Genomic DNA, 18,490 nt, shown 5'->3' on the forward strand with positions numbered 1-18,490 from the left:
AGAATAACAATGCATCCAGACAAACTGCTCGTGACCACCAAGCTGGCGCCGCCGCGCGTCAGTCCTAACGCCATCACCCGCCAACGCCTGCTGGAACAACTGCAGCGCATGGAGCATTGCACCGTCGGTGTGGTCATCGGCGGTCCCGGCTTCGGCAAGACCACCCTGCTGGTGCAGTGGCGGCAGACCATGCTCAAGGCGCGCGCCGAGGTGGCCTGGTTGACGCTCAGCACCGAAGACCGCCACCTGGCTTCCTTTTTCGTCTACCTGCGTGCGGCGCTGAACCACCTCGGTATTGCCCTGGAAAACGACATTCCGCTGGAAGGTGCCAGTGGCGAGTCCCTCGATGGCCTGGTTGCAAGCATCGTCGAAGGCGCCGCAGCAGTCAGCAAGCAGCTTTACCTGGTGCTGGACGACTACCACCTGGTGAGCGACTCGCGTGCCCATCGCCTCGTCCAGCGCCTGCTGGACCATTGCCCGCAGAACCTGCATTTCATCATTGCCTCGCGCGCCGACCCGCCCTTGAGCCTGAGCCGCCTGCGCCTGCAGGACCAGGTGCTGGAGCTGGATTGCGCGGGCCTGCCGTTCGACCTCGCGGAAACCCGCAGCTTCCTCGAAACCAACCTGCCGTCGCTCAAGTTGAGCAGCGAAGAGTCCCACCTGATCCAGGACCTCACCAGTGGCTGGCCCGCCAGCCTGCAACTGATAGTGCTCCTGCTGCGCGCCCGCCCGGAGGCACGCAACAGCCTGCGCGACCTGGGCTGGATGTCCGATGACCTGCAGACCTACCTGGCCGAAGACGTGATGGTGCATTTGCCTCCCGAGCTGGCCGGCTTCATGGAACGGGTCAGCTTGTGCCGGCGTTTCAATGCATCGCTGGCAGCGCACCTGACCGGCCACGACAATGCAGGCGAACTGCTGGCGCGAATGGAGGAAGAGAACCTGCTGGTGTTCCGCATCGTCGGTGACGACCGCCAGCCGTGGTACCGCTTCCACCCCCTGTTCGGTGAATTCCTCGCCGCGCGCCTGGAGCGCCGCGATCCCACCCTGGTCAATGACCTGCATCGTCGCGCTGCACGCTGGTTCGCTGAGCGCAAGCTGCTGGCCGAGGGACTGCGACATGCGACCGAGAGCGGTGATCTGGAGTTCGCAGCCGAAGTGGTGGAGCGCTCGGCGCCCACCAGTTGGGGCCTGGACCAGGTCGGGCCGTTGCTGCGCCTGCTCGACCGATTGCCCCAGGAAACCCTGTTCAGCCACCCGCGGCTGTTCTTCCGTGGCTGCCTGGCCTATGCGTTGACCGCCCGCCCGGCCAAGGCCGAGTCCTGGCTCGAGGAGTACAAGCGCAGCGGGGCCAGCCAGGAAGGAGACTTGCTCCAGCACTTGCGCCTGGTCCAGGCGTCCATCGCCATTCAACGTGATCGCACGGATCAGATCGTCTCGGTTCTGGAGGGGGCTGAGCGCTTCGACGACGATTACTCGGTGGTCCGCTATGGCCCTTCGGCGTTGCTGGCCATCGCCTACGCGGCGGAGGGCCGGCACATCGACGCCTTGCGCTACCTGGACGAACACCCCATCGCCGAGGCCGACCGAAACGATGAGATGGCCCTGGTGGTCGAGGGTGCCCGTACGCTCTGCCACCTGCTGGAAGGGCGCATGGCGGATGCCCTGCGCGTCGGCCAGGACCTGTTCTCCCGATCGGTGTCCGCCCATGGCCACCGGTCCGCCAGCGCTTACCTGTGTGCGGCCTCGCTGGCCGTGGTGTACTGCGAACTCGACCGCATCGACGAAGCGCGCGAAGTACTCGCCAACCGCGTTGGCCTTCTGCAGTGGGCAATGCCCGACACCATGATCCGCGGCACTATTTGCCGCGCCCGTCTGGACCTCCTGCAGGAATCCGCGGTGGCTGCCCTGGCGTTCCTGGAGCGCCAGGAACGGCATTTCCGCAGCATCGGCCTGGAGCGCGGAATTGCCCACAGCCTGGCCGAGCAGCTGCGTATCCGTCTGCTGGAGGGTGACGGCGATGGTGCACAAGCCTGCTTCTCCCGCCTGGAACCGCTGGAAATCACGCATCAGGGCGAGAGGGGCTTCCTCAGCGAAATCCCCATGCTGGTGCAACTGTCGCGCGGGCGCCTGGCACTGGCCGCTGGCGAGCACGAACTGGCGCAGACGGCACTGGAGGCGGTGCGCGAGTACGCCCAGGCCCTGGGGCGTGGTCAGCTGGAAGTCACTGCATTGTTGCTGATGGCATTGGGGCGCAGCGCACAACGCCAGCAAGTGGCAGCCGAGTCCCTGCTGGTCGAGGCGCTGCAACTGGGGCGGCGTGGCGGGCTAGTGAGGACCTTCGTCGATGAAGGGGCCGGGGTGGTCAAGCTGCTCTCCACCCAGCGTGCCCGGCAGTCCTCCCAGGGCGATGTAACTGCATACCTGGACGACCTGCTGGCGCGTTTCCGCCGTGAGGAGGTGACCGATCGCGCCTCGCTGTCGCCCCGGGAGCTGGCGATCATCCAGCTGGTGGCTCAGGCGATGTCGAACAAGCGTATCGCCCTGACCTTGAACATTTCCCAGGAAACGGTGAAGTGGAACCTGAAGAACGTCTACGCCAAGCTTGGGGTTTCCAGCCGTTATGACGCCATGTCCTGGGCGCGCAAGCATGGCCTGATCCGCTGAGATCAATGGCCCCACCGGGTATGCGAGCGGTGCGTGGCCGCTTGATACCCGGTGGTCCATCGTAGCCGCAGCATAAAGCCTTCTTGTCCACCGTTCGCCCCTTGTATCGAGGGGGCTCGCCCGAGTCTTCGTCACCCCCCCTCGAAGTGAGGGTGGGGGAGGGGGTACAACCCCTCCGGCCCCGCACCTATCGTCACCTCAAGCCAGCCGCGCCCAGCGCAGCCCCATATCGGCACCGAGGAGACGCCCGCATGATCCCCCGCACGTTGTTCGAGCACGAGCACGAAGAGTTCCGCAACACCGTCCGCCGCTTCCTGGCCGACGAGTGCGTGCCGCACCATGAATACTGGGAGGAGCAGCACCGTGTTCCCCGTGAGATCTGGTCGCGCGCTGGCGAGCTGGGCATGCTCAACGCCACCACGCCGGAGGCCTACGGTGGGCTGGGTCTGGACCGGCGCTTCTCGATGATCGCGGTCGAAGAGGTGGCCCGCGCTGGCACGTCGGGGCTGAACGGCTTCAACGTGCACGATATCGTCGCCGGCTACTTCATCAACTTCGGCACCGAAGAGCAGAAGCATCGGTGGTTGCCGTCCATGGCCACCGGCGAAGTGATCTCCGCCGTAGCGATGACCGAGCCGAATACCGGCTCTGACCTGCAGGCGGTGAAGACCCGCGCGGTGCTGGACGGTGACGAATACGTCATCAACGGCGCCAAGACTTTCATCTCCAACGGTACCAACTGCGATGTGATCGTGGTCGTCGCCCGCACCGGCGACAGCGGCAAGGGCTCCCGCGACCTGTCGCTGATCCTGGTCGAGGCTGAGCGCGCTGGCGTGGTCAAGTCCAAGCCGCTGCGCAAGGTCGGCCTGCACGCCCAGGACACCACCATGGTGTTCTTCGAGGACGTCCGGGTGCCCAAGGACGCGATCCTCGGCGGCGTGCCGGGCCAGGGTTTCATCCAGCTCATGAAGGAACTGGCCTGGGAGCGCCTGAGCATCGGCATCCTCGGTATCGCCGCGAGCCAGGCCGTGCTGGAGCAGACCGTCGATTACACCCGCGGTCGCTCGGTATTCGGCAAGCCGATCATTGACTTCCAGAATTCGCGCTTCCGCCTCGCCGACCTGAAGACCGAGATCGCCATTGGCCAGGCTTACGTCGACCGCTGCATGGAGCTGTGCCTGCGGCACGAGCTCAGCAGCGAGGCGGCAGCCGCCGCCAAGCTCTGGGGCACCGAACTGTATTCGAAGGTGGTCGACCAGTGCCTGCAACTGCATGGCGGCAATGGCTACATGCTCGAGTACCCGGTGGCACGCCACTACCTCGACAGCCGCGTCAACCGCATCTACGGCGGCGCCAACGACATCATGCGCGAACTCGTCGCGCGAACCCTTTAAGCCTGCCGTTAGGAGTCCACCGATGCCCCCATTGATCCCGCGCACCCTGTTCGAGCAGGAGCACGAGGCCTTCCGCGACACGGTACGGCGCTTCCTTACCGAGGAGTGCGCGCCGCATCTTGAGCAGTGGGAGGAGCAGCATCGCGTGCCGCGCGCCATCTGGGAGCGCGCCGGCGAGCTGGGCATGCTCAATGCCACTACGCCCGAAGCCTATGGCGGCCTCGGCCTGGACCGGCTTTTCTCGATGATCGCCACCGAAGAAATCTATCGCGCCGGGCTGTGTTCCGGGCTGATCGGCTTCGGCGTGCACGATATCGTTGCCGGCTACGTGGTCAACTTCGGCAACGAGGAGCAGAAGCAGCGGTGGCTGCCGAGGATGGCCGCCGGTACCGCCATAGGCGCGGTAGCGATGACCGAGCCGAATACCGGCTCTGACCTGCAGGCGGTGAAGACCCGCGCAGTACTGGACGGTGATGAGTACGTCATCAACGGCGCCAAGACCTTCATCTCCAACGGCACCCAATGCGACCTCGTCGTCGTGGTGTGCAAGACCGGCGATACCGGCAAGGGCGCGCAGGACATCTCGCTGCTGCTGGTGGAAGACGGCCGCCCCGGATTCAGCAAGTCCAAGCCATTGCGCAAGGTCGGCCTGCACGCCCAGGACACCACCATGCTGTTCTTCGAGGATGTCCGCGTACCGAAGGAAAACCTGCTCGGTGGCATTCCCGGCCAGGGTTTCGTGCACCTGATGAAGGAACTGGCCTGGGAGCGCCTGTCCATTGCCATCAGCAGCATTGCAGGTGCCCAGGCAGTGCTCGAACAGACCCTCGACTACACCCGCGGCCGCACGGTGTTCGGCCAGCCGATCTTCGATTTCCAGAATACCCGCTTCCGTCTCGCCGACCTGCGCGCTGACCTGGCTCACGGGCAGGTCTATGTCGATCGCTGCATGGAGCTGTGCCTGCTGCACCAACTGACCCCGGACGCCGCAGCCTCGGCCAAGTTGTGGTGCTCGGAGCTGTACACCCGGGTGGTCGACCAGTGCCTGCAGCTACATGGCGGCAACGGCTACATGCTCGAGTACCCGGTGGCTCGCCACTACCTCGACCACCGCGTGCTGCGCATTGCCGGTGGCGCCAACGACATCATGCGTGAGCTGGTCGCACGCACTCTCTGATCCCCTGGCCCGGCCGGGAATAAACGACAAGAAAGAGCTATCCAAGGAGAACGAACGTGTCACAAGAACTGCGTTTCGACGGCAAAGTCGCCATCGTCACCGGCGCCGGCAATGGCCTCGGTCGTGCCCATGCGCTGCTGCTGGGCTCCCGCGGCGCCAAGGTCGTGGTCAACGATCTGGGCGTCACCACCGAAGGCGTGGGCAGCTCTTCCGCCGCAGCTGACGCGGTAGTGGAGGAAATCCGCGCCCTGGGCGGCGAGGCCGTGGCCGACTATCACTCGGTGACCGAGGGCGACAAGATCGTCGCCACCGCTCTGAAGGCGTTCGGCACCGTCGATATCCTGATCAATAACGCCGGCGTGCTGCGCGACACCTCGTTCCACAAGATGACCGAGGAGCAGTGGGACCTGATCCAGGCCGTGCACGTCAAGGGCGCCTTCCTACTGACCCACGCTGTGTGGCCGATCATGCGCGAGAAAGGCTACGGCCGTATCGTCATGACCTCCTCGGGCGCAGGGATCTTCGGCAACTTCGGCCAGTGCAACTACTCCACCGCCAAGGCGGGGCTGATCGGCTTCGCCAACTCTCTGGCCATCGAAGGCGCGAGCAAGAACATCCGCGTCAACACCATCGCCCCGATCGCCGCATCGCGCATGGTCATCGCCAGTGGCATCTTCACCGAGGAGATGCAGGCCAAGCTGCGCGTGGAGGACGTTGCGCCGCTGGTGGGTTGGCTGTGCCACGAGGATTGCCAGGACAGTGGCGAACTGATCGAAGTGGGTGGCGGCTTCCACGCCAAGTACCGCTGGGAACGTTCGCAAGGCCGCTTCCTGCACACCGACGGTCTCAGCCCGGAGCTGGTACGTGACAACTGGGAGCGCATCGGTCGCTTCGACGAGCACGCTGTGCACCCGGCGAACGGCGCGGAAAGCTTCAAGGAACTCTTCGAGCGCATGGACACGGCGGCCACCAAGGGCGGCAACCAATTCATCGACATGGAAGTGGCCGGCAAGGCCGTTTCCTACTTGGAAACCGAGTACGACCAGAACGACGCCGCGCTCTACGCGCTGGCCGTGGGCGCCGCCAAGGACCCGCTGGATCGCGCTGAACTGCGCTACGTCAACGAATTCGTCGGCGACGAGTTCCGCGTCCTGCCGACCATGGCCGTGCTGCCGGCCACTGAGGTGTTCCTGCGCGCCGCCAAGTCCGGCGAGCCGCAACTGGAGGGTCTCAACGTGCCGTTCGGCAAGGGGCTGCACGGCGAGCAGTACACCGTCATGTACCGCCCGCTGCCGCCGGCCGCCAAGCTCAAGCACACCATGCGCCTGAAGACCGCGATCGATAAAGGCAAGAGCACCGTCACCGTTCTGGCCATCGAGACCACCGACGAGCACGGCACGCCGCTGTTCTACAACGAGGTCACTGGTTTCTATCCGGGCGTACCGGGCGCCGGGTTGGCGAAGGTCGCCAGCGAAGAGGTCAACGTACCGCCGGCCCGTGAGCCCGACATCGTGCTGTCCGACAAGACCGAGGTGAACCAGGCGCTGCTGTACCGCCTGTGTGGTGACTGGAACCCGATGCACGTCGATCCGGATTACGCCGCCAAGGCGGGCTACGAGAAGCCGTTCCTGCACGGCCTGTGCACCTTCGGCTATCTCGGCCGCCACGTGATCAAGGCGTTCTGCGACAACGACTCGCGCCTGTTCAAGAGCGTGCGTGCGCGCTTCGCGGCCATCGTCATGCCTGGCGACACCCTGGAAACCCGCATGTGGCGCGAGTCGCCGACGCGGATCATTGTCGAGATGCGCGCCGTGGAACGTGACGTGGTGGTGCTGAAGAACGCCGCTGTCGAACTGTTCGAGCAGGTGCCGGCGTAACCGGCGATGGGGGGCACTGCGGTGCCCTCCATCGGCTTCGGACCGCCGCTCTGGCGGCGGTTCCCGTCTCAGGAGAGACCAACAGATGAATCGTCGCGTCAATGTGATTGGCGTTGGCTTGACCCCGTTCCGCCTGGCGGGCGCCAGTGGGGCCGGCGCGGACTCGGCCGTTGCGGTCGTGCGCCTGGCCCTGGCGGACGCGGGGATCGATTTCGCCCTGGTCGGCGCGCTTTACTGCGCTGCCGCCGGCGCGGCGCCCCATGCCGGGCAGGAAGCCTGGCGATCGCTGGGGCTGACCGGCATCCCCGTGTTCAACCTGCAAAGCGACGGCGCCGGGGGGGCCAGCGCATTGTTGCTGGCGCGCCAGGCGGTGGAGACAGGTGCGGCCGAATGCGTGCTGGTACTCGGCGTGGAGCCGGCCATGGCCCATGCCGCCAGCGCTGAAGTCGCCCTGGGCAATGCGCTGCATGGCGCTGCTGCCGAAGAGTACCTGGCGCGCTACGCTGCGCGCCGCGAAAGTCTGGCGATGCTGGCGGTGAAGGCCCGTGAGCACGCCGCTCGCAATCCCGACGCGCTGCTGCGCGCCCCCCTCAGCCTGGAGCAAGTCCTGCTCGAACCGCAGACTTTCGGCCCGCTCAGCGCCTCGCAGTGCTGCACTCCCGCCGAGGGCGCCGCCGCGGTGGTGCTGTGCTCCGACGCATTCGTCCGCAAGCGCGGCAACAAGCGCGCGGTGCGGATTATCGCCCAGGCGCAGTGCGGCGAACTGACGGCAGGGGCCTGTGGGGAGACGGCAATCCGTGCGGCAGGCTATGACATCGCCGCGACCGCCGCCCGCCTGGTCTATGAGCGCGCCGGCCTGGGGCCGGAGGAAATCGACCTGTGTGAACTTCAGGACGCCACCGGCAGCGCCGAGCTTCTGCTGTATGAGGCCCTGGGTTTCTGCCGCGAAGGTGACGCGGAGAAGCTCATCGAGGATGGCGACAACACCTATGGCGGCAATCTCGTGGTGAATCCGTCCGGCGGCTTGCTGGGCCGGGGGCATGCTCTGGGCGCCAGCGGGCTGGCACAATGCGTCGAGCTGGTCCGCCAACTGCGCGGTGCCGCCGATACCCGCCAGGTGCCGGGCGCGCGCTACGCGCTGCAGCACAGCCAGGGCGTGCAGGGCGACGCTGTGGTGACCCTCTATGCTCGCGACTGAGCGCGCTATCGGGAAGGACCGTCAAGAACAATAATCCGAAGGGCGCGCCTGCGCCCTCAAGTCCGTAGGACCCCGCAATGAACGATCAACAAGAAAAACCGACATTGCTACAGCGCTTCCTGCACTGGGAACGCCTTATGCCTGACGCCCCCTACCTGCACCAACCGCAAGGCCAGGGACACAATGAAAGCTACAGTTGGCACGCGGTAGGCGAACAGGCCCGGCGCATGGCCGCGTACCTGCAATCGCTGGATCTGCCCGCGCGCTCCAGCATCGCTATCCTCGGCAAGAACAGCGCGCACTGGATCATCGCCGACCTGGCGATCTGGATGGCCGGGCACGTCAGCGTTCCGCTGTACCCCTCAGCCAACCGCGATACCGTGGCATATGTACTGGAGCACGCCGAAGTGCGCCTGTTGTTCCTCGGCCACCTGGACGGCGGCGCCGCGGGCTGGGATAAACTGCGCGACAGCGTGCCGGCGAGCCTGCCGGTGATCGAATTGCCATTGCTGGCAATTGGCGAAGGGCAATCCTGGCAGTCCCTGATGGATACCTGGGAGCCGTTGCAGACGGTGGCGCAAACCCGGCGTGCTGACCTGGCCACCATCATCTACACCTCTGGCAGCACCGGTCGACCCAAGGGGGTGATGCACACCTTCGACAGCATGTGTTCCAGCTGCGAATCGACTGTTGGCATGTATGCAGGCGGAGCTGGCGTGGCGCCGACCGACCGGCTGCTGTCCTACCTGCCTCTGGCGCACACCGCCGAGCGCGCGGTGGTCGAAGCGCTGTCGTTGCTCAATGGCTGCCAAGTGTTCTTCAACGAAGGACTGGAGACCTTCGCCGACGACCTGCGCCGGGCGCGGCCGACCATCTTCATGTCGGTGCCGCGGCTGTGGGGCAAGTTCTACCACGGTATCAGCGAGCGCATTCCACAGTCAGTGCAGCAGGCTGCCTTCGCCGATCCGCAACGCAGCGAGGCGATGCGTCAGCAGATCCTCGGCGCGCTCGGACTGGACCAGGTGCATACCGCGCTGTCCGGCTCGGCGCCGCTGCCAGTCGCAGTGCTGGAGTGGTATCGCCAGCTCGGCCTGGAGCTGCTGGAGGGCTACGGCATGTCGGAGAACTTCGGTTGCTCCCACTTCAACCAGCCTGGCGAGGTACGTGTCGGCTACGTTGGTTCGAGTGTGCGCGACGTGCAGTGCAGGATCGCCGAGAACAACGAGATCCTGGTGAAGAGTCCAGGACAGATGCTCGGCTACTACAAGGAGCCGGAGCTGACCCGCGACAGCTACACCGAGGACGGTTTCTTCCGCACCGGTGACCGTGGCGAACTGGACGAAGCGGGACGCCTGCGCATCACCGGGCGGGTGAAGGAACTGTTCAAGACCACCAAGGGTAAGTACGTGGCGCCTGTTCCGATCGAGGCACGCCTGGGCAACAACGAGCATGTGGAGGGTGCCTGTGTTACCGGCGTTGGTCTGGCGCAACCGGTGGCGCTGATCAATGTCTCGCCGGACACGCGTAACGCGCTGGCTGCCCCGGAACGGCGGGCGACTCTGGAAGCCGAGCTGGAAGCCTTCCTGGAATCGACCAACCAGCAGCTGGAAGCGCATGAGCGGCTGGCCTGCCTGGTTCTGGTAAGCGAACCCTGGAACGTCGACAACGGCCTGCTGACGCCGACCCTCAAGATCCGCCGCAACCTCATCGAAGAGCATTACCAGGCGCGCCTGGACGCCTGGTGTGCGAGCCGTCGCGCGGTAATCGTCGAGTAACTCCAGCCCCCTCTTGCCGGCCCTTGCGGGGCCGGCGAGCCCCTCGCCACTCCCCCTGACACGGGGGGCTCAGCGCCTTCCGTGATCCTCCCTACCATGCCGGTACAAGCAAGGCACGGTGAAACCGGGCCACCATGGGAGGAATGGAAATGACGAACAAAGTCGTGGTCGCCGGAGTCGGCATGATCCCCTTCACCAAGCCGGGGGCGAGCCTGAGCTACGACCTGATGGGCGCCCAGGCCGCGCGCCTGGCGCTGGAAGACGCGGGGGTGAAGTACAGTGCCATCCAGCAGGCCTATGCCGGCTACATCTACGGCGACTCCTGCTGCGGTCAGCGCGCGCTGTACCACGTCGGCCTGAGTGGCATCGCACTGTTCAACGTCAACAACAACTGCTCCAGTGGCTCGACCGCATTGTTCCTGGCTCGCCAGGCGATTCAGAGCGGCGCCATCGACGTGGCCCTGGTGCTGGGCTTCGAACAGATGAATCCAGGCGCGCTGAGCAGCCACTACAGCGACCGGCCGAACGCCGCCGACCCCTTCATCGAACGCTGCGACGCGCTTCTGGACGTCGCCGAGTTGCCCACCGCGTTGCGCATCTTCGGCGGTGCGGGGCTGGCTCACATGCAGCGCTTCGGCACGCCGCTGCAAAGTTTCGCGAAGATTCGCGCCAAGGCCAGCCGGCATGCCACGCGCAACCCGCTGGCGGTGTTCCGCAAGGAAGTCAGCCCCGAGGACGTGCTCAACGACCAACTGCTCTGGCCGGGCGTGATGACCCGCCTGATGGCCTGCCCGCCGACTTGCGGGGCCGCCGCCGCGGTGCTCTGCAGCGAGGACTACGCGCGCCGCCATGGTCTGGATGCGCGGGTCTGGATCGCCGCCCAGGCGATGACTACCGACGACGGCCGCAGTTTCGAGGAAGACCTGCGCTATGCCGCCGGCTACGGCATGGCTCTGAGCGCCTCGAAGCAGGTCTACGAGGCGGCCGGCATCGGCGCGGAAGACATCGACGTGGTCGAGTTGCACGACTGCTTCGCGCACAACGAACTGGTCACCTATGAAGGCCTCGGCCTGTGCCCCGAAGGTGGCGCAGCGAAGTTCATCGACGACGGCGACAACACCTACGGCGGCCGCTACGTGGTCAATCCGTCCGGTGGCCTGCTGTCGAAGGGTCATCCGATCGGCGCTACCGGCCTTGCCCAGTGCTACGAGCTGACCCAGCAACTGCGTGGCAATGCCGAGCAGCGCCAGGTCGAGGGCGCCCGCGTGGCACTCCAGCATAACGTCGGGATCGGCGGCGCCTGTGTCGTCACCCTGTACCGCAACTGAGGAGGCCGCCATGGATTTTCTTCCCGACGCCGGCCTTGACCAGTTCCGCCAGGAGATCCGCGAGTTCCTGCGCCTGCACCTGCCGGCTGAACTGGCGGGCAAACCGAGCTCCAGCATCCGTTCCGCGCTGCCCGACCTGGTGCGCTGGCAACGCATCCTCGATGAGCGCGGCTGGGGCGCGCCGTACTGGCCGAAAGAGCATGGCGGCACCGGTTGGAGTGTGCTGCAACGCCTGGTTTTCGACGAGGAATGCGTTGCTGCCGGTGCACCAACCCTCGACGGCTTCGCGCACAAGTTGCTCGGGCCGGTGATCAATCACTTCGCCAGCGCCGAACAAAAGGCCGCGCAGATTCCACTGATCCTCAAGGCCGAGCGCCTGTGGTGCCAGGGCTTCTCCGAGCCGGGCTCGGGCTCGGACCTGGCATCGCTGCGTACCCGCGCCGATCTGGATGGCGATCACTACGTGATCAATGGTCAGAAGATCTGGACCAGCTATGCCCACCAGGCCGACTGGATCTTCCTGCTGGTGCGCACTGACTCCAGCGCCCGCAAGCAGGCCGGCATCAGCTTCCTGCTGGTGGACATGAAGACCGCGGGCATCACCGTACGACCGATCCACAGCATCGACGGCTGCCATCACCTCAACGAGACCTTCTTCGACAACGTCCGTGTGCCGGTGACTAACTGCATCGGCAACGAAGGCGATGGCTGGAAGATCACCAAGTTCCTGCTCAACAACGAACACGCCACCGCCGCCGACCTGCCGATCCTGCGCCGCTACCTGATGCAACTGCGCCAGTTGGCGCGCAGCCTGCCGGCAGGTGACGGGTGGCTCGGCGAACAGACAGGGTTCGCCCGGCAACTCGCAGGTTTTGAGGCCGAGGTCGATGCGGTCGCCATGCTGGTCAAGCGCGTGGCGGCGATGGAGCAAGCCGGCGACCACAGCCCGGCGGCCCACGCCCTGGGGTCGATCCTGAAGGTGCGCGGTACCGAACTGCAGCAGCGCATCACCGAGTTCATGGTGCAAGCGCTGGGTGACTTCGGCGCCATCGCCTATCCGACTCCTGAGGATCAGCCCGAGGACCCGCCCGGCGCGGAACTGCCGCAGGAAGCGCTGGCCCGTGGCATCGCCATGGAAATGTTCTTCCGCCGCGCCTCGACCATCTACGGCGGCACCAGCGAGGTCCAGCGCGGGATCATCGCCAAGATGCTGTTTCAACTCTGAACGGGCCCAGCAACCATGAATTTCGAACTTTCTTCCGAGCAGCAGATGCTGCAGGACAGCGTGCGCCGCTTCATCGACAAGGAGTACAGCTTCGAGGCTCGCGTCGCCCGCCTGCAGGCGGGTGAAGGCAGCGATTCCAGCTGGACTACCTTTGCCGAACAGGGCTGGCTCTGTGCCGCACTTCCGGAGGTCCATGGCGGCCTTGGCGGCAACATTGTCGACAGTGTGGTGATCGCCCAGGAACTGGGTCGCGGACTGGTCCTCGCGCCTTATGCCGGCTGCGCCGTGCTGGCCGCGCAGACCCTGGTCGCCGCGGCAGCACCTGAACATCAGAAGCGCTGGTTGCCGGCCCTGGCCGATGGCTCCGCACGGCTGGCCCTGGCTTATGCCGAGGTGCAGACCCGTGGGCTAGTTGAGGGGCAACGCGCTAGCGCGAAACGCCATCCTGGCGGCTATCGGCTGAACGGCCGCAAGACGCTGGTAATGGGCGGCACGCAGGCCAATGCGTTCATCATTTCCGCGCAGGCGGAGGAGGGCTGCACGCTGTTCCTGGTGGAGGCTGACCTCCCAGGTCTGGGCCTGATCCCGGTACCGCTGCACGACGGCAGCTGGGTGGTGGAGTTGCAACTGTCGCAGGTCGACGTCAGCGAAGCCGCCGTACTGGGACGACCGGGCGAGGGCCTGGCTGCGCTGCGCCAGGGCATGGCCCAGGCCACTGCCTGCCTCTGCGCCGAGCTGGTGGGCGGCATGGAGCGGGTCATCGAGATCAGCGCTGACTATCTCAAGGTGCGCCAGCAGTTCGGAGTACCCATCGGCAGCTTCCAATCCCTGCAGCATCGCATGGCCGACATGGCAGCTCAGCTTGAGCTGGCACGATCGGCCTTGTTCGTCCTGCTCGATGCCATCGACAACCCGCAGATCCACGACCTGCAGCTGCGCACCTCGCAGATCAAGGCGCAGGTCGGCCGCGCGGCTAAGTTCGTCTGCGGGCAGGCCATCCAGTTGCATGGCGGGATCGGTACTACCGAGGAGTGCAGCGTCGGCCACTACTTCAAGCGCGCGGTAGTCGCAGACCTGCTCCTGGGCAGCGCTGACAGCCATGAAGCTTACTGCACCCAGCGGCAGCAGGCGGCCCTCGCGGACGCTGCCATGTCGGCGACGATGAATTCAATGACTTACGGAGAACAATAATGATTTCCCTCACTACCTCGGGCATGTGCCGCCGAAATGCCCTGGCGCTCGCCGTCCTGTTGGCATGCACGGGTATGGCCAGCGCAGCGGAGGCGGACAACGGCCCGGCCCTGGCAAAACCGGCCAGCGCGGCGACCCGTGCCAGCAACGCAGCAGTGCTGCAGGCACTACCGTTCACCGACCGGCAGGACTACGAAGACGCCAGCCGCGGCTTGGTCGCTGCATTCTCCGGTCAGATCAGGGACGCCAACGGCAAGGTGGTCTGGGATACCCACCAGTACGACTTCCTCAACGCCGAGCAGGCCCCGGATTCGGTGAACCCGAGTCTCTGGCGGATGGCCCAGCTCAACAGCAACGCCGGGCTGTTCCAGGTTGCCGAGCGCCTCTACCAGGTGCGCGGGATGGACCTGGCGAACATGACGATTATCGAGGGCGACAAGGGCCTGGTGATCATCGATCCGCTGATGACCAGCGAAACGGCGCGCGCCGCCCTCGACCTGTACTACCGTAATCGCCCGCAGCGTCCGGTGACGGCGGTGATCTATACGCACAGCCATATCGATCACTTCGGTGGCGTTCGCGGAGTCATCGACGAGGCCGATGTGGTCGCCGGCAAGGTGCAGGTGTACGCGCCAAGCGGCTTCATGGAAGAGGCGGCGAGCGAGAACGTCTTCGCCGGCACCGCGATGTTCCGCCGTGCCCAATATCAGTCAGGCGGCCTAGTGCCGCGAGGGGACAAAGGGCAGGTGGATACGGGTATCGGCAAGGGCGGCCCAACCGGCGGCAGCATTGGCCTGATCGCCCCGACCGTGCTGATCGACAAGTCCAATCAGCAGGTGCGCGTCGATGGCATCGACATCGAGTTCCAGCTGACCCCCGGCAGCGAAGCGCCGGCGGAGATGAACCTGTACCTGCCGCAGATGCGCGCGCTGTGCATGGCCGAGAACGCCACCCACACCCAGCACAACATCCTCACCCCACGGGGTGCGCTGGTACGTGACGCCAAGGCCTGGGGCCGCTACCTCGACGACAGCCTGGTGCGCTATGGCGACCGTGCCGACGTGATGTTCGCCCAGCACAACTGGCCGACCTGGGGCGGCGAGCGGATCCGCACGCTGCTGGCCGACCAGCGCGACATGTATACCTACATCAACGACCACACCCTGCACCTGCTCAACCAGGGCCTGACCCCGACCGAGATTGCAGCAGCGATGCAGAAGCTGCCGGGCGACCTGGAACGCAAATGGTATAACCGAGGCTACTACGGCTCGCTCAGCTTCAATTCGCGTGCGGTGTACCAGCGCTACATGGGTTTCTATGACGGCAACCCGGCCAACCTAGACCCCTTGCCGCCGCAGGACGCCGGTACTCGCTATGTCGAGGCGCTGGGTGGCGCGGAGCACGTGCTGGAGCTGATGCGCGCCGCGATGGACAAGGGCGATTACCGCTGGGCGGTAGAGCTGGGCAACCACCTGGTTTTCGCCCAACCGGACAATCGTGCGGCCCGTGACGCACAGGCCGACGCGCTGGAACAGCTGGGCTACCAGGCCGAGAGTTCGTTATGGCGCAACATGTACCTGTCGGCAGCCGTCGAGCTGCGCAATGGAGTGCGCCAGGCGAGCCTTCGCAAGCCTTCGGCAGATTTGGTCAAGGCGCTGGAGCCGTCGATGTTCTTCGACTACATGGCGGTGCGCCTGAATGCCGAACGGGCGCAAGGCCACGACATGCAATTGAACTGGACCTTCACCGATCGCAAGCAGAGCTTTGCCCTGACCCTGCGCAACGGCGTGCTGACTTATCGCGAGCACAGTAGCCACGTGCACCCCGATGCAGCGCTGAGCATCGACAAGGCCACGCTGGACCGCATCAGCCTCAAGGAGCTGGATTTCCCCTCCGCACTCAAGCAGGGCTTGGCCAAGGTAGAGGGAGACCCGCGCAAGCTGGGCGAGCTGATGAGCCTGCTGGATGCCTTCACGCCGGACTTCAATATCGCCACGCCCTGATCGTTGCAGGCAAAACAAAGGCCACCCCACGGTGGCCTTTTTCATTTCTGCCAATCAGCGCTGCGCGTCACCTTGCAGGCTGCCCATGTCGATCACGAAGCGGTATTTCACGTCGTTCTTCTGCAGGCGCTCCAGAGCCGTGTTGATATCCTGTATGGCGATGGTCTCGCACTCCGGCAGGACCTGGTGCTCGGCGCAGAAGTCCAGCAGCTCCTGAGTGGCCGGCAGGCCGCCCATCAGCGAGCCGGCGATGGACCGGTCATTGATCATCAGCAGCGCACCGTGGATCGGCTCCAGCGGCTCCAGCGCGCCGATCAGCACCAGCTTACCGCCACGGGCCAGCAGCATCAGGTAGGGATTGACGTCGTGCCGGCTGGGAATGGTGTCGAGGATGATGTCGAAGCTGGCGTAGGCAGCCTTCATTGCGGCCGCGTCCTTCGACAGCAGCACGTGCTGGGCACCCAGCGCGCGGGCGTCGTCGGCCTTGTGCGGGGATGTTGTGAGCACCGTCACCTCGGCGCCCATCGCCCGCGCCAGCTTGACCGCCAGATGACCGAGCCCGCCCAGGCCGACCACCGCGAGGCGGGTGCCAGCTTGCACGGCATATTTGCGCAGTGGCTGCCAGACGGTGATGCCGGCGCATAGCAGCGGCGCGGCCCTGGCGGGGTCGAGCGACTCCGGCAGGCGCAGGACGAACTTCTCGCGCACCACGATGGATTGCGAGTAGCCGCCGTAGGTCAGGTCGCCGCTGATTCGATCCTTGCCGTTGTAAGTCGGGGTGAACATCGTCGCGCAGAGCTGCTCCTGGCCTTCCTCGCAGGCCGCGCAGTGCTGGCAGCTGTCGACCATACAGCCGACCGCCACGCTGTCGCCTACCTGGTAGCGGCTGACCGTCGGGCCCACGGCGGTGACCCGGCCGATGATCTCGTGGCCCGGAACACAGGGAAACACGCTGCTGTTCCAGTCGTTGTGCAGGTAGTGGAGATCCGAGTGGCAGACCCCGCAATGGCTGATGGCAATCTGCACGTCATCGTCGCGCAGGTCACGGCGTTGCAGGCGCGTTGGTGCAAGTGGAGCGTGGGCCGCGTGGGCGGCGTAGGCGAGGCAATGGCTCATGGATTTCTCCGGGCAGGGGATGCGTGTGCCCGGCTTGCCGGGCACGCTGGATTCAAAGGGTGAGAGTCAAGGGGGGAGAGTCAAAGGGAAGGGCGCAGCCAGGGCGCAGCGGTAGTTTCCGGCGAGGCGATCTGGTTGGAGATCCACTTGCCCATGCGTCGCATCGGCTCAATGGCATCCTGCGGCGCCTGCCATTTCATCGCCGCCGCATAACCCAGCGAGACGATGCGCTGGGCGCCATACAGCGGCAGGATGTTCTTCAGCTCGTCCTTGACCGCTTCGGGATAGACGCCGACGGTCTGGGTGTAGGCATCCACTGCATCCAGCACCTCGTTCAGCTCGTCGACGGGGACCAGGTTGGCGGTGCGGTCATCGAGCAGGGTGGCAAAGGATACGGGCTCGGGCAGCTGCGAGCAGATGATCGCGCCTTCGCCGTCCTGGCCGCCGATCACTCGGTACCATTCGTCATCTAGACGCAGCGCGTCGACGTGTGCCTTCAGCCCCTGGTCGTAGCGCTTGGGCGCAGTGCTCAGGGTATTGGGTAGCGTCTGCAGCGCATCGTAGACATAGCGGCCGAAGGTGTTGAGCCGCTCCAGACCTGATTCGTCGGTGCCGCTCTGCACGTAGATGACCCGCGCGCAGACACAGCCTTTCTGGTTCAGCGCGCCGATATCGGTGGCCAGGCGCAGAGCCGCTTCGCGCATGCACACTTCGCTGGCGAAGGTGTCCTCGCCGATTACACTCGCGCTGCGCTTCGGATCGAGGGAGATCAGCTCCAGACCCGGCTGGATGTAACGGGTTACATGCTTGAGTGAGGCGAAGCCACCCCAGGCGACGATCTTCTCGATGTTCTGCGGCTGGTAAAGGCGTTGTTCCAGGGACTGGTCGCCACCTTTCCAGTAGGCGACCGACAGGTGTTTGGTGAGCGGGTGCTCCGGCGCCATCTCGACCATGGTGCGGGCGATGGCCAGCGCGGTGAACGGGTCGTTGGACGGTGCCTTGATGATGGCGTCGCTGCGCAGCACCATGTTGCGCAGGATGGTCACCAGCGACAGTGGGGCGGCATTGCCGGCGACGATGTGCAGGGTGCGGGAGCCGAAGCAACGGGTCTCGAGTTCGGTGCCATCGAGCAGGCGCTGGTGGACCCAGCCTTCGAGGTACTTGATGCCGACGGTGCTTTCGACCATTTCCACGATGAAGTTGCGGTCCAGGTACTGACGCAGGCTCATGTAGGCTGCCTTGACCATGGTCGGGGTCACCGGCGCGGTCTGGTAGGAAAGTTCGCAGGCTTCCTGGAGAAAGGGGTTGGTCGACAGGTCAAGTCGCTCGGCCAGGGCGCCGGCGTAGTCGAGGATGTCCTCGAAGCTGAGCTGGTACAGATCGGCCAGCTTGGCTGGATTGCCCAGTGGCAGCCTGTCGATGTACTGGTGTGCATCCGGGGTCAGGAAGCTCAGGTCGCCGCCACGGCCACCGACTTCGATCAGGTTGTCGGTAATGACTTCGCCGCGAATGATCATCGGCGCAATGGGTTTGCTCATC

Annotated in this window: 12 protein-coding genes; 10 read left to right on the plus strand and 2 right to left on the minus strand. The window is 65.3% G+C overall.

Features of this window, described 5'->3' with window-relative positions:
* Positions 1-9: 9 nt before the first annotated feature.
* The 10 genes from FAS41_RS25965 to FAS41_RS26010 all read left to right on the plus strand — a co-directional run bounded on the left by FAS41_RS25965 (position 10) and on the right by FAS41_RS26010 (position 15,835).
* The gene (locus FAS41_RS25965) at positions 10-2,667 is read left to right on the plus strand and encodes a winged helix-turn-helix domain-containing protein (protein WP_169938006.1); all 2,658 of its coding nucleotides are present in this window, start codon (positions 10-12) and stop codon (positions 2,665-2,667) included.
* A 251-nt stretch (positions 2,668-2,918) separates the two neighbouring features.
* On the plus strand, positions 2,919-4,061 hold the full coding sequence (locus tag FAS41_RS25970; RefSeq protein ID WP_138526229.1) for an acyl-CoA dehydrogenase family protein: 1,143 nt from the start codon (positions 2,919-2,921) through the stop codon (positions 4,059-4,061).
* Positions 4,062-4,092: 31 nt separating this feature from the next.
* Positions 4,093-5,238 carry an acyl-CoA dehydrogenase family protein gene (locus FAS41_RS25975; protein WP_138526264.1) on the plus strand — a complete coding sequence of 382 codons (1,146 nt, stop codon included), beginning with the start codon at positions 4,093-4,095 and terminating at the stop codon, positions 5,236-5,238.
* A gap of 56 nt (positions 5,239-5,294) precedes the next feature.
* Positions 5,295-7,115: an SDR family oxidoreductase gene (locus FAS41_RS25980; protein WP_138526230.1), complete on the plus strand. Its 1,821-nt coding sequence runs from the start codon at positions 5,295-5,297 to the stop codon at positions 7,113-7,115.
* A gap of 85 nt (positions 7,116-7,200) precedes the next feature.
* On the plus strand, positions 7,201-8,313 hold the full coding sequence (locus tag FAS41_RS25985) for a thiolase C-terminal domain-containing protein (protein ID WP_138526231.1): 1,113 nt from the start codon (positions 7,201-7,203) through the stop codon (positions 8,311-8,313).
* Between the two features lie 77 nt (positions 8,314-8,390).
* The gene (locus FAS41_RS25990) at positions 8,391-10,088 is read left to right on the plus strand and encodes an AMP-binding protein (RefSeq protein WP_138526232.1); all 1,698 of its coding nucleotides are present in this window, start codon (positions 8,391-8,393) and stop codon (positions 10,086-10,088) included.
* A 149-nt stretch (positions 10,089-10,237) separates the two neighbouring features.
* Positions 10,238-11,416, plus strand: a complete 1,179-nt coding sequence (locus tag FAS41_RS25995) for a lipid-transfer protein (protein ID WP_138526233.1) — start codon at positions 10,238-10,240, stop codon at positions 11,414-11,416.
* 10 nt (positions 11,417-11,426) lie between these two features.
* Complete coding sequence (locus tag FAS41_RS26000) at positions 11,427-12,641, plus strand: acyl-CoA dehydrogenase family protein (RefSeq protein WP_138526234.1); 1,215 nt, start codon at positions 11,427-11,429, stop codon at positions 12,639-12,641.
* A gap of 15 nt (positions 12,642-12,656) precedes the next feature.
* Positions 12,657-13,832 (plus strand): acyl-CoA dehydrogenase family protein, encoded by a 1,176-nt coding sequence (locus tag FAS41_RS26005; protein ID WP_138526235.1) that lies wholly within the window; start codon positions 12,657-12,659, stop codon positions 13,830-13,832.
* Complete coding sequence (locus tag FAS41_RS26010; RefSeq protein ID WP_420825995.1) at positions 13,832-15,835, plus strand: alkyl/aryl-sulfatase; 2,004 nt, start codon at positions 13,832-13,834, stop codon at positions 15,833-15,835. The genes FAS41_RS26005 and FAS41_RS26010 overlap by 1 nt, the downstream gene beginning before the upstream one ends.
* Before the next feature lie 54 nt (positions 15,836-15,889).
* On the opposite strand, the gene FAS41_RS26015 is transcribed toward FAS41_RS26010, so the two are convergent.
* Together FAS41_RS26015 and FAS41_RS26020 are read right to left on the minus strand one after the other, a co-directional pair.
* Positions 15,890-16,951 (minus strand): NAD(P)-dependent alcohol dehydrogenase, encoded by a 1,062-nt coding sequence (locus FAS41_RS26015; protein ID WP_138526236.1) that lies wholly within the window; start codon positions 16,949-16,951, stop codon positions 15,890-15,892.
* A gap of 80 nt (positions 16,952-17,031) precedes the next feature.
* Positions 17,032-18,489: an acyl-CoA reductase gene (locus FAS41_RS26020; protein ID WP_138526237.1), complete on the minus strand. Its 1,458-nt coding sequence runs from the start codon at positions 18,487-18,489 to the stop codon at positions 17,032-17,034.
* Position 18,490 lies beyond the last annotated feature (1 nt).

Source organism: Pseudomonas nicosulfuronedens (assembly GCF_005877905.1).
In the GTDB taxonomy this organism is placed as follows: domain Bacteria; phylum Pseudomonadota; class Gammaproteobacteria; order Pseudomonadales; family Pseudomonadaceae; genus Pseudomonas; species Pseudomonas nicosulfuronedens.